The following is a 12387-nucleotide window of genomic DNA, read 5'->3' on the forward strand; positions in this document are numbered from 1 at the left end:
ATCCCGACGCGAAGCGAGGTTCTCGACGCAGTGTGTGGACTGCTCGGATTTCTGACAGCCGATGTGGCGACCGACGCTGTCGTGCAGCAGGTCTACGACGCCCTGCACTGCGGCCGCCATCGGGGGCCCGATGAGCGCGGCACCTGGCACGACGAGCACATCATCCTGGGCTTCAACCGGCTGTCGATCATCGATATCGAGCATTCGCACCAGCCGCTGTTCTGGGGGCCGCCGGAGCATCCGGAGCGGTATGCGCTGGCGTTCAACGGGGAGATCTACAACTACCTGGAGCTGCGTGAGCAGCTGACCGCCGAGCACGGCGCGCGGTTCCGCACCGAGGGTGACGGCGAGTCGATCGTGGCGGCCTACCACTACTGGGGCACCGAGGCGTTCGCCCGCTTGCGGGGCATGTTCGCCTTCGCGATCTGGGATACCGAGACGCATCGGCTGGTGCTGGCGCGCGACCCCTTCGGCATCAAGCCGCTGTTCCTGGCCACCGGGCCGAACGGCACCGCCTATGCCAGCGAGAAGAAGAGCCTGCTGGAACTGCTCGAGCCGCTGGGTCTTTCGGATGAGCTGGATGTGCGGGCGCTGGAGCACTACACGGTGCTGCAGTATGTGCCGGAGCCCGAATCGTTGCATCGCGATGTCCGGCGGCTGGAGTCCGGCTGCTACGCGACCCTGCAGCCGGGCGAGACGCCGCAGGTGACACGGTATTTCGAGCCGAAGTTCCGGGTGCGGCCGTTCGCGGCGGGCGGCGAGGACAAGCGCTACCGCGAGATCGCCGCGGTGCTGGAGGATTCGGTCGCCAAGCATATGCGGGCGGATGTGACGGTCGGCTCGTTCCTGTCCGGTGGCATCGACTCCACCGCGATTGCGGCGCTGGCGATTCGGCACAACCCGAACCTGCTGACGTTCACCTCCGCCTTCGAACGGGAGGGGTATTCCGAGGCCGATGTGGCCGCGGAGACCGCGGAGGCGATCGGGGCCGAGCACTACATCCGGGTGGTGAGCCCGGAGGACTTCGCGAGCGCGATTCCCGAAATCGTCTGGTATCTGGACGATCCCGTCGCCGATCCGGCGCTGGTGCCGCTGTATTTCGTGGCCAAGGAGGCCCGTAAGCACGTCAAGGTGGTGCTCTCGGGTGAGGGCTCCGACGAGCTGTTCGGCGGGTACACCATCTACCGGGAACCGTTGTCGCTGAAGCCTTTCGAATATCTGCCGCGCGGGGTGCGCAGGCTGGCGGGCAAGCTGTCGGACCGGATTCCCGAGGGGACCCGCGGCAAGAGCCTGCTGCACCGGGGCTCGCTGACGCTCGAGGAGCGCTATTACGGCAACGCGCGCAGCTTCAGCGACGCGCAGTTGCGGGCGGTGCTGCGCGACTTCCGGCCGGAGTGGACGCATCAGGACGTCACCGCGCCCATCTACGCCCGCTCGCGCGGCTGGGATCCGGTGGCGCGCATGCAGCATCTGGACCTGTTCACCTGGCTGCGCGGCGACATCCTGGTCAAGGCCGACAAGATGACCATGGCCAATTCGCTGGAGCTGCGGGTGCCGTTCCTGGATCCGGAGGTCTTCGAGGTCGCCGAGCAGATCCCGTTCGACCAGAAGATCACCAAGGAAACCACCAAGTACGCCCTGCGCAAGGCGCTGGAAACCATCGTCCCACCGCACGTGCTGCACCGCCCGAAGCTCGGCTTCCCGGTCCCCCTGCGCCACTGGCTGCGCGGTCCGGAACTCTACGACTGGGCAGCCCAGCAGATCGCCGACTCCCAAACCGACCACCTGCTGGACAAGACGGCCATCAAATCCATGCTGGACCAGCACCGCACCGGCACCGCCGACCACAGCCGCCGCCTCTGGACCCTCCTGGTCTTCATGGTCTGGCACGGCATCTTCGTCGAGGACCGCATCAAGCCCGACATCCAAGAGCCCACCTACCCGGTGCGCCTGTAGATCCAGCCCCGCTGCCCGGCGGAGCCCCGTCGCTTCCCCGCCGTTCGGCCGCCAGGCCGGGCGGCGGGGTCATCGGCGGGCGGGACGGTTCACCTGTAGTTCGCCGTGTCGTGGCGCTTCCAGAACCGAGGGCCGGTTAGCTAGGGCCCATGACCGAGCACGAGGAATCCCAGGGCACCAACCCTCAGCAGGGTGTGAGTCGGCGGTGGTTGTTCGGGGCGTCGGGGGTGGCCGCCATCGCTGGCCTGGCCGTCGGGGCCGGTGCCACCGAGGCCCTCCGGTCCACTCCCTCGAAGCACGAATACTGGCCCCGCTCGGCGGAACTGCTGACCGGGCCGGATGGCAGTGCCGCACCGCGCGTCTCGGGCCTACATCTGCAGTTCGGGGCCGATGCCGCGCGGGAGGCGGTGGTCTCCTGGCATACGGTCGGGTCGGTGCGGGATCCGAAGGTGCGGTTCGGCACGGCCGCCGACGGATTCGGCACGGTCATTCAGGCGCGTACGCGCACCTATCGGGATGCCAAGTCCGGCATGGAGGTTCATGCCCATCATGCGCGACTGACCGGGCTCACCCCCGACACCGACTACGTCTACGCGGCCGGGCACGACGGCGCGCCGCCGGAGCTGGGTACGCTGCGGACCGCACCGGCGGGCCGGGCGGCGTTCCGGTTCACCAGTTTCGGCGATCAGGGCACCCCGACCCTCGGCAAGCTCGACAACGGGAAGTACGTCAACGACAACCTCGGCTCCCCGTTCGCCGGGGACGTCACCTCCGGCATCGAGCGGCTGGCACCGCTGTTCAACCTCGTCAACGGCGACCTGTGCTACGCCAACCTGGCCACCGACCGGATCCGCACGTGGAACGACTGGTGGGCCAACAACTCTCGCTCGGCCCGCTATCGGCCATGGATGCCCGCGCCCGGCAATCACGAGAACGAACTCGGCAACGGCCCCATCGGATACGAGGCATTCCAAACCTATTTCACCGTGCCCGACAACCACGGCGAGGATCTGTCGCGGGGCCTGTGGTACGCCTTCACCGTCGGTGGTATGCGCGTGATCGCCGTCGCCAACGACGACATCTGCTACCAGGACTCCGGTAACACCTATGTGCGCGGATACTCCGGCGGCGCCCAGAAGCGCTGGCTGGAAGCCGAATTGGCGGCCGCGCGCGCCGACCGCGACATCGACTGGGTGGTGGTGTTCATGCACCAGACCGCGATCTCCTCGGCGGACAAATTCAACGGCGCCGACCGCGGCATCCGCGAGGAGTGGCTGCCGCTGTTCGACAAGTACCAGGTCGATCTGGTGCTGTGCGGGCACGAACATCATTACGAGCGTTCGCATCCCGTGCGCGGCACCCTGGGCACCGAAACCCTGACCCCGAAGCCCGCCGACACGCGCACCGATCTCATCGACACCACCAGGGGCACGGTGCATCTGGTGATCGGCGGGGGAGGCACCTCCGTTCCCTCCAATGCCCTTTTCTTTCCCGGACAGCAGTGCCGGGTCATCACCGCGGTGGGCAATGCCGACCCCGCCACCGGTAAGAAGGCACCCGTCTACGTCCTCGAGCAGGCCCCCTGGTCGGCGTTCAAGGACGCCGACCATCCCTACGGCTTCTGTTCTTTCGACGTCGACCCCGGCCGTCCCGGTGCAAACACCACGATCACCGCCACCTACTACGCCCTGGTCGGCCCCACCGGCGAACTGAAGCCGATCGACCGGTTCACCCTCACCCGCCCCCGAACGGATGGGTAGGCCCGTCCGGTCCGGATGCCACACTGTGATTCGTGAATGCGAACGAATCGGTCGCACCGCAGCGGGGACGACCCACCCGGCTCTCGCGGGAGCAGATCGTGGCGACCGCCCTGGACATCGTCGCCCGCGAGGGCGGTGACGCGCTGTCGATGCGCCGGGTCGCCGACGCGCTGGGCTGTGCGCCGATGAGCCTGTACCGGCACGTGCGTGACAAGGACGAACTGCTGGTGCTGCTGCTGGACCAGGTGGTGGGCGAGTTGCCGCGGCCCGACCTGCCCGCCGATCCGCGCGAGCGGCTGATCACGCTGCTGGCGTGGCAACACGATCAGCTAGCCGCGCACTCCTGGATCGTGAGCGTCCTGGCGGGCGGCGACGTGATGGCGCCGTCGATCCTGTGGCTGCTCGAAGAGATCTACTCCGCCTGGCAGGACTGCGGCCTGCCCCTCGACCGGGCCGTGGCGGCCAATCGCGTCGTGTGGCGGTTCACACTCGGCGTTCTGCTGCAGGGCACCCGGCGGCAGCGGCCGCGCGATCGGGAGCGTTATCAGGTCGCGGTTCCCGCCCGTGCCGACGCCGGCACCTACCCGACGCTGGCCGCCCTGGGTGCGTATTGGAGCGCGCCCGACCGCGACGACCACATCGCCGAGGATCTGACCGCGCTCGTCGATGCCCTGATCGGCCATGGTTGACAGCTTTGCGTACGCGTACGCAAAATGGGGGGCATGGATATCGCCAAACTGTATCGACGCTGGTTGTTCGAACTGTGGTACGGCGATTACGCGGTCGCCGACCAGATACTCACCCCCGACGTCGTGGGCCACTGGCCCGCGCGAGAGGTGCACGGCCCGCAGGAGGTGGCCGAGCAGATCCGTCAGTCGCACGAGATGTTCTCCGATATCGAGAACACTCTGGACGTCGGCCCGATCATCGACGGCGACCTGTGTGCCGCGCGCTGGACCTTCCACGGCTCCTATCGCGGCGGCATTCCCGGCGCGACCGTCGCCCCCGGCACTCGGATCTCGTTCAGCGGCCACGACATCTTCCGTGTGGAGAACGGCCGCTTCGCCGAATACTGGCCCATCTCCGACGCCATGGGCATGATGCAGCAGCTGGGCGTCTCGAGCATGTAGCGCCTACCTGGTGAAAAGGCTTGGGGCACCGAACTTGTCGGTGGGTGCTGGCATCCTGCCGTCATGGCGACATGGCTGGATTTCGAGCGCGAGGCACCCGAGCTGGCCGCGCAGGTGAGGCAGCGGTTCGAGGCTCACAAGACCCATGTGCTGGCGACCCTGCGCCGCGACGGCGCCCCGCGGGTCAGTGGGTCGGAGGTGGAGTTCATCGGTCCGGACCTGATGTTCGGCTCCATGCCCGGCGCCGTGAAGGCGCGCGACCTGCAACGTGACGGGCGGTGCGCGATACACGCCCACCCCGGCGACGGTGACGCGAAGGTGATGGGTGTCGCGGTCGAGATCACCGGGTCCGACAAGGCGGCTTTCGAATCGCCGCCGGGTGTCCACGATTTCCGGCTCGACCTCACCGACGTCGTGCTCACCTCCGTCGAGAACGAGGAGCTGCTCGTCATCCAGCACTGGCGTCCCGGCAGGGGTGTGTCGGTCACCAAGCGACGCTGATCAGCAGCCGAGCGACAGGACGACGGCGGTCACGCCCACCGCCGTTTCGATTGTGGCGCCGAGGACATCACCGTTGAGGCCGCCGAAACGCCGGACGCAGTGGCGCACCAGAATGCCCGCGCCGAACAGACCCGCCACAACGGCGACAGGGCCGAGCCAATATTTCCCAGGCACCGCGAAAACTGCTGCTACCAAGGCGAATACGGTCCACACAACGATGGACAGCCGCGGCTGGGTGCCAGCCACGAGCGCGCCGAACCCGGCACCCGGAGCCGCGTCGTACCCGCGGCGACAGGCGAGCACCACGGCGACACGTCCGGTCGCCACCGCGAGCGCAATCGCCGACCAGCGACCCGCGTCGGCCAGCGCGGCGAACGACAAGGCTTGCGCGCCAATGGCAAACACCAGTGCGGCCACCCCGAACGGCCCGACACCCCCGCTCTTCATCACCTCGCGAGCCCGCTCGGGCGGCCCGTAACACCCCAGACCGTCGGCGGTGTCGGCCAGCCCATCCAAATGCATACCGCGGGTGACCAACGCCAACGCCCCCACAACGAGCAGCCCACCCAGAGCGACAGACATTCCGGCCGCCACGAACACCCGCATCAACGCCGCCGCAGCCACCCCGAGCACCACTCCGACAAACGGCGCCAACGCAATAGCCCGCGCCGCACCACCCCGATCCACCGCCTCCGGCCCCCGCACCGGCAACACCGTCAGCCAGGAAAACGCCAACCGCACCCCACTCACGCCGACTCACCCCTCCGACCCTCGCCGGGGAGCGGGGGCCGGTGGTCAGACGGCATTGCTCGGGGCGGGGGCGGCTGCTGTGCTGACGCCTGCGTCGGTGAAAGTGGCCATTTCGCTGAGGGTGGCGACGGCGGCACGGAGGATGGGGAGGGCCGTGAGAGCGCCGGAGCCTTCGCCGAGGCGCATGTCCAGGTCCACGAGGGGTTGCAGGCCCAGTTTGGTCAGCGCCAGTTGGTGGGCGGGTTCGGTGGAGCGGTGCCCGGCGACCCACCAATCCTTGGCGCCCGGTGCGATCATCTCGGCCACCAGGGCTGCGGCGGTGACGACCAGGCCGTCGAGGATCACCGGGGTGCGGCGGGCGGCGGCCTGGGCGAGGTAACCGGCGATGGCGGCCACGTCCGCGCCCGCGGCCACGCGGAGCAGGGCGTGCGGATCCTTCAGGTGCGGGCGGGCCCGCCACATCGCGTCGCGGACGGCGGCGGCCTTGCGCATCCAACCGGCATCGTCGACACCGGTGCCGCGACCGACCGCCAGCACCGGTTCGGTATCGGTGAGTGCGGCAATCAGAACCGTTGCGGGCGTGGTGTTTCCGATGCCCATGTCACCGGCGATCAGCAGGTCGGCGCCGCCGTCGATCTCCTCGTCGGCGATCGCCTTTCCGGCCGCCAGCGCGGCGTACACCTGATGTTCGGTGAGGGCGTCCTCGCGATCGATGGCTCCGCTGGCACGGCGCACCTTGTACGCCGACACGCTCGGGTCGGTGTCGCCGTCGACGGCGATATCCACCACGCGCACAGTCGCATCGGCCAGACGGGCCAGCGCATTCACCGCGGCGCCGCCCGTGAGGAAGTTCGCGACCATCTGCGCGGTCACTTCGCTCGGATACGCCGAAACCCCGTGCCGCGCAATCCCGTGGTCGGCCGCGAAGACGACCACACGCGCCCGCTCGAATTGTCTGGGCGGGCATACGCCCTGACAGGCGGCGACCCAATTACCCAGTGTCTCCAGCCGTCCCAATGACTTGGCAGGCTTGGTCAACTCGGACTGCCGGGTCTCGGCTTCGGCCCGGACATGCGGATCCGGCGCTGCCACCGGGCCGAATGCCGGTGCCGTCTCGAAGGATGGGGAATTGTTGGCGAGCCGCCGCTCGGCACCGCCGCCGGACGAAGCCACCGCAGCGGTGCCGCGCTCCTGCCCTGCCTCGAGATCGACCGGAAGCGACTCCGCGCCGCCGCCCGCTACGGCGTCGCTCGCGGTCGCATCGACCGCCGAACTTGCTTCCGCACGTTGAATTTCCGGGGCCTGGGCCATCGAAGCCGAGGTGGCTGAGGTGGTTTCGTCGATGGGTTCGGCGCTGGTAGTCGGCGAAACGGTCTCGGTGGCGGTGTAGTCGGGCCCGACACCGATCAGCCCAGGACCGTCGGCTTCCCTAGCGGCGGCCTCGACCAGGCCGAGGACCTCGGCGGAAACGGTTCCGGGCTTGATCCGGGTCGGCACCCCCGCCACGACCAGGTACACCTCGTCGCAGATCTCGGCCAGGCGCTGGTTGAGTGCGCCGATCTCATCCTGGAACAGCCGACCGGACCGGGTGGCGGGCACGACACCCATGCCGACCTCGGGACTCACGATGATCAGCCGCTCCCGATAGCCCACGACCGCTCCGACGAGCGCATCGACATCGGGTCCCACCGTGCCGCGCGGCGCCTCCCAGGCCGCTCGTGCGTCGATACGCGCGGTCAACCACGTGCCCAGATCGTCGACCAACGTCACCGGCGTCGGCTCGCCCAGCGCCGCCACCGGATCCCCCTCCACCACCGTCCACTCCCCCGGCCGCCGAACCCGATGCGCGGCAACCCGTTCCGCGAACTCCCCATCCGCCGGATCGACCACGGCCGTCGCGATGTACCGCACGGCCCCGGCCTGCCCGGCCAGCGCCTCGGCGAACGCCGACTTCCCCGACCGCACCCCACCGAGTACCAGCGTCCGCAGCCCACGCCCGCTCGCAGCATCGTTCAACACGCCAGCACGGTACCAATCACCCCACCCATACCCGCACATCCGGATGGCCTTATTCGGACGAAACCAGACCCACCTCCACCTTCTACAGCGGCCCCCACCCCGGCTACACCGACTACCCCCTCCCCACCCCCACCCCCAGTAACAACCACCCCGCACACAACACCCCGCCCAACCGGGCGTACTTCATACCCCCGCACGACGTCGCACCTCCAACCCTACAAGGGGCGCACTCCACACCCCGCAGGGCACGTGCGCCGCACCCCCACGGGCGCACTCTGCAACCCCGCAGGGCGCGCACCCAGCAACGCATAAGGCGCGCGCACCAACGGGGCGACGCAAATCCGCACCCCATGGGCGCGCACCTCGCCCCCGCGGGCGCACTCCGCAACCCCCGCAGGCGACGCACTCCGCATCCCCACCGGGCGACGCAACTCCGCAACCCCGCAGGGTGGCGACGCACTCGGCACCCTCGCGGGCGCACCCCGCATCCCCACGGGCGACGCAACTCCGCATCCCCACGGGCGACGCAATTCCGCATCCCCACGGGCGACGCAATTCCGCATCCCCGCACCGGCCGCCCCAGCGGTCGGTGCGGGGCCGTGGGGCATATTCGGTTGCGGGTGGGAGTGGGGCGGGCGGCAGGATGGGGGTATGGGTGTGATCTTGGAAAAGCCTGGGCGGGTTGGGGTTACGGGGGTGCGAGGTGGGCGGGAGTTGGCTTGGGCGGAATGGGGGCCCGGGGACGGTCGGCCGGTGCTCTTCTGTCCTGGGGCGGGATGGGGGCGGTCGCTGGGGTTCGGTGTGGAGGTGTTGGATGAGTTGGGGGTGCGGCTGATCTCGGTGGATCGTCCGGGGCTCGGGAGTTCGACGCCTGCACCCGGGCGGACGTTGCTCGACTGGGCCGATGACATTCGGGATCTCGGGCTCTCCGGTGCCGCGGTCGTGGGGTTCTCACAGGGCGCGCCGTTCGCCCTCGCCTGTGCGGCTCAGGGGCTCACATCGGCGGTGGCGATCGTGTCGGGGGGAGACGAACTCGCCTGTCCCGCATTTGCACTGACGCCGGAGGGGCGGCAGTTGGTCGACCTGGTGGCCGACGAGCCTGCCCGTGCCGAAGCCGAATTCGCGGACTTCGGCAGCGCGGAGACATTGTGGCGGCTGAGCATCGAGGGGAGCCCCGAGGTGGATCGGCAGATCTACCTGCAGCCTCCGTTCGAGAAGGCCTTCCGCCATGCCTTGGAGGAAGGATTCACGCAGGGCTCGGCGGGTTATGCCCGCGACACCGTCCTGCACATGGCTCCCTGGCCGTTCCGCGTCGAGGACCTCACCGCCCGAGTCCACCTCTGGTACGGCGGCCTGGACACCAACCCGACCCACTCCCCCGACCACGGCGCCACCCTCGCCACCCGGATCCCGCACGCCACCCGCCATCTCATCCCCGATGCGGGCGGCGCCCTGCTCTGGACCCACGCCTCCGAAATCCTGCACACCCTCCTCACCGAGTGACCCCGGCACCACCCCCGCCATCTGGAGCGCTCACCCCCAGCATTGCGTTCAGGCGCCGAAGCGGCGGCGGTATTCGGTGGGGGCGATGCCGACCACGCGCTGGAAGTGGTGGCGCAGTAGTGCCCCGGAACCGAAACCACAGCGGCCCGCAATGGTCTCCAGATCCAACGGTGTGTCCTCGAGCAGGTGTTTGGCCAGCAGGATGCGCTGATTGGTCAGCCACTTCACCGGTGTCGTACCGGTCTCGGCGACGAAGCGGCGCGCGAAGGTGCGCGTGGACATGGCCGAGCGGGCGGCGAGGTCCTCGATCGAATGCGGCAGTTCGAGGTGCTCGCCCATCCACTGCAGCGTGGTCCGCAGGCTGTCGGAATTGCATTCGGGCACCGGCCGTTCGATGAACTGCCGCTGCCCGCCGTCGCGCTGCGGCGGCACCACCATGCGTCGCGCGATCTTGTTGGCGACGGTGCTGCCCATCTCCCGGCGCACCAGGTGCAGGCAGGCATCGATACCGGCGGCCGTCCCCGCGCTGGTGATCAAATTGCCCTCGTCGACGAACAGCACATCCGGATCGACCGTCGCCGACGGATACATCGCCGCGAGCTTGTCCACATACCGCCAGTGCGTCGTGCACTTGCGCCCGTCCAGCAGACCCGCGGCACCGGCGAGAAACGCCCCCGAACACACCGTCAGCACGGTCGCCCCCGCCGCGACGGCATCGCGAACGGCCTGCACCACCCGGGTATCGATGGCCATCTCCTCCCCCGCGGGAAAGGCCGGGATGGCCACCAGGTCGGCATCGAGCAGATCCTCCAGTCCGTACTCAGGGGTCACGGTTATCCCTGGTGTGGAGGAGGTCAGGGGCTTGCCCGGCTCGGCGCCGCACACCCGGAAGTCGAACACCGGCAACCCGTCCTCGCTGCGATCGAGCCCGAAAACCTCGCAGACGACCCCGAATTCGAACATCGCGAGGCGTTCGTTGAGCACGACCGACACCTTGGAGAGCATGCTCGAAGTGTACGTGGCCGAATATTTACGAACAATGTCCCAACTGCCACTGGTGGCGGGAAGTATATGAGCGAAAAATTACTGCCATGCTCAGTTCACTACTTCTCCTCGTCGCCGCCGGAGCCCTCCTGCTGGCCCTGGCCACCCCGTCCGTCTTCATGCATCACGGCCTGACCCTGCCCCCGCTCGGATCGACCGACGTCATCGACCGCGATGCCCAGCGTGTCGACGCGGAACTCCGAGCCATGGTCGCAATGCGCGAACACGGCTGACCCCACCCACCGCGGGCACGGCAGGCCAACGGTTCCGGGCGCCGCCCCCTCACCGGCGTCCACGAACCCGGACCCCGAGCCAGCCGCACCCCGCGCATACGAACGCACCCCGTCCAGGGCCCTGGGCGGGGTGCGTTTGTTGGAAGGGTGCGGCTAGACGGCGTCGCCGGGGTTCACCCGCGGCTTGGGGGCTCGCATGCGGCGGACCTGGGAGGCCCGCACGAAGGCGTACCAGCCCAGCGAGAGCGACGAGTCGGTGCTGTCGGGGAAGCGCTCGCGCACCCGCCGGTTGACGATGCGGCCGAGCAGGAAGCCCTCGGCGGCCATGAACGCCATCATCACGAGCATGGCCAGCGTGACGTAGGCCTGCACGGCAGGAGTCAGGAACATGGTGAAGATCAGCACCAGCGCCAGCGGCATGAACAGCCCGACCAGGTTGCGGCGCGCATCGACGAGGTCGCGCACGTAGGCGCGCACCGGCCCGCGGTCGCGCGCGGGCAGGAACTTGTCCTCACCGGCGAGCATGCGCTGGCGCCGCTCGGCGGCATCGGCCCGCCGCTGCGCCGAGGCAGCCTTGCGCTCCTCACGGGTGCCGCGCGCGGCCTTGCGCCGAGCACGGGCCTCCTTCGCGGTCAACGGGGCGGGCGCGACCGGGCCGCGGCGGCGGCCCTGCGCATCCCGGCGCTTCGGAGTGGGCCGCCCCTTGCCGGTGGCGGCCGGCCGGTCCGAGGTGTTGGCCGAGCCGCCGCCGGAGCCGCTGTCGGCGGCCGAGGTCTGGTCGGCGAGGTTGTCGGTGGTGCTTGCATCGCCGCGGCGGAGGAACTTCACGCCGACCAGGCTATTCGATAGCAGATCGACCTGGAAATCCGGTTCGCGCCGCGCGTGTGTCAGTGGTCATAACGTGGCCGAATCGGACACGATGACCCGCAGTTCGAGGGGTCGACCGGCCTGCGACGCCCGAGAGAGTGGCAAGATTGGAAATAGCCACCCGCGAAGAAGCGTTGACAGCTCGAGAGCCGTGCGCTGTTCACGGAACACAGGTCCGAAGGAGAGTTCATGACTGTGCAGAACGAGACCGCCACCCACGGAGTGACTCTGACCGAGGCCGCTGCCGCGAAGGCGAAGGCGCTGCTGGATCAGGAGGGTCGCGACGACCTGGCGCTGCGGATCGCCGTGCAGCCCGGTGGCTGCGCCGGCCTGCGCTACCAGCTCTTCTTCGACGATCGCAGTCTCGACGGCGACCTCACCGCGGAGTTCGGCGGCGTCACGCTGACCGTCGACCGGATGAGTGCCCCCTACGTGCAGGGCGCGTCGATCGATTTCGTCGACACCATCGAGAAGCAGGGGTTCACCATCGACAACCCCAACGCCACCGGCTCCTGCGCTTGCGGCGACAGCTTCAACTGACACATAAAGGGCAAACCTCTCAGCGCGGGGCCCCTCCCGAGGTTCCGCGCTGACGTGTGCGCGGGGCACGTCGAGACCGGTTGT

The 12387-nt window shown here is 68.9% G+C and carries 12 protein-coding genes; 8 read left to right on the forward strand and 4 right to left on the reverse strand.

The window, feature by feature from the left end; genetic code table 11:
- Positions 1 to 30 precede the first annotated feature (30 nt).
- The 5 genes from asnB to IU452_RS17030 all read left to right on the forward strand — a co-directional run bounded on the left by asnB (position 31) and on the right by IU452_RS17030 (position 5347).
- Positions 31 to 1956 carry an asparagine synthase (glutamine-hydrolyzing) gene (gene asnB, locus IU452_RS17010; protein WP_195110025.1) on the forward strand — a complete coding sequence of 642 codons (1926 nt, stop codon included), beginning with the start codon at positions 31 to 33 and terminating at the stop codon, positions 1954 to 1956.
- 149 nt (positions 1957 to 2105) lie between these two features.
- A complete protein-coding gene (locus IU452_RS17015) occupies positions 2106 to 3716 on the forward strand; it encodes a purple acid phosphatase family protein (protein ID WP_195110026.1) in 1611 nt (536 codons plus the stop codon).
- Positions 3717 to 3748: 32 nt separating this feature from the next.
- On the forward strand, positions 3749 to 4405 hold the full coding sequence (locus IU452_RS17020; RefSeq protein WP_324192673.1) for a TetR/AcrR family transcriptional regulator: 657 nt from the start codon (positions 3749 to 3751) through the stop codon (positions 4403 to 4405).
- A gap of 33 nt (positions 4406 to 4438) precedes the next feature.
- Positions 4439 to 4846 (forward strand): ester cyclase, encoded by a 408-nt coding sequence (locus tag IU452_RS17025; RefSeq protein ID WP_195110027.1) that lies wholly within the window; start codon positions 4439 to 4441, stop codon positions 4844 to 4846.
- A 63-nt stretch (positions 4847 to 4909) separates the two neighbouring features.
- The gene (locus IU452_RS17030) at positions 4910 to 5347 is read left to right on the forward strand and encodes a pyridoxamine 5'-phosphate oxidase family protein (protein ID WP_195110028.1); all 438 of its coding nucleotides are present in this window, start codon (positions 4910 to 4912) and stop codon (positions 5345 to 5347) included.
- Here IU452_RS17030 and IU452_RS17035 read toward each other — a convergent pair whose 3' ends face one another.
- Positions 5348 to 6097 carry an adenosylcobinamide-GDP ribazoletransferase gene (locus IU452_RS17035; RefSeq protein ID WP_195110029.1) on the reverse strand — a complete coding sequence of 250 codons (750 nt, stop codon included), beginning with the start codon at positions 6095 to 6097 and terminating at the stop codon, positions 5348 to 5350.
- Positions 6098 to 6142: 45 nt separating this feature from the next.
- Positions 6143 to 8116: a nicotinate-nucleotide--dimethylbenzimidazole phosphoribosyltransferase gene (gene cobT / locus IU452_RS17040; RefSeq protein WP_324192674.1), complete on the reverse strand. Its 1974-nt coding sequence runs from the start codon at positions 8114 to 8116 to the stop codon at positions 6143 to 6145.
- A 651-nt stretch (positions 8117 to 8767) separates the two neighbouring features.
- Here cobT and IU452_RS17045 point away from each other — a divergent pair.
- Complete coding sequence (locus IU452_RS17045) at positions 8768 to 9619, forward strand: alpha/beta fold hydrolase (RefSeq protein WP_195110031.1); 852 nt, start codon at positions 8768 to 8770, stop codon at positions 9617 to 9619.
- Positions 9620 to 9667: 48 nt separating this feature from the next.
- On the opposite strand, the gene IU452_RS17050 is transcribed toward IU452_RS17045, so the two are convergent.
- Positions 9668 to 10624 carry a helix-turn-helix domain-containing protein gene (locus tag IU452_RS17050; RefSeq protein ID WP_195110032.1) on the reverse strand — a complete coding sequence of 319 codons (957 nt, stop codon included), beginning with the start codon at positions 10622 to 10624 and terminating at the stop codon, positions 9668 to 9670.
- Between the two features lie 86 nt (positions 10625 to 10710).
- Here IU452_RS17050 and IU452_RS17055 point away from each other — a divergent pair, with 86 nt between their 5' ends.
- Positions 10711 to 10896, forward strand: coding sequence for a hypothetical protein (locus tag IU452_RS17055; RefSeq protein WP_195110033.1), 186 nt, complete (start codon positions 10711 to 10713; stop codon positions 10894 to 10896).
- 153 nt (positions 10897 to 11049) lie between these two features.
- Here the strand turns inward: IU452_RS17055 and IU452_RS17060 are convergent, their stop codons facing one another.
- Positions 11050 to 11724, reverse strand: coding sequence for a DUF3043 domain-containing protein (locus IU452_RS17060; RefSeq protein WP_195110034.1), 675 nt, complete (start codon positions 11722 to 11724; stop codon positions 11050 to 11052).
- A gap of 228 nt (positions 11725 to 11952) precedes the next feature.
- On the opposite strand from IU452_RS17060, the gene IU452_RS17065 reads away from it, so the two are divergent.
- Positions 11953 to 12303 (forward strand): iron-sulfur cluster assembly accessory protein, encoded by a 351-nt coding sequence (locus IU452_RS17065; protein WP_195110035.1) that lies wholly within the window; start codon positions 11953 to 11955, stop codon positions 12301 to 12303.
- The last annotated feature ends 84 nt before the right edge of the window (positions 12304 to 12387 follow it).

This window comes from Nocardia transvalensis (assembly GCF_015477765.1).
Taxonomy (GTDB): Bacteria; Actinomycetota; Actinomycetes; order Mycobacteriales; family Mycobacteriaceae; genus Nocardia; species Nocardia transvalensis_A.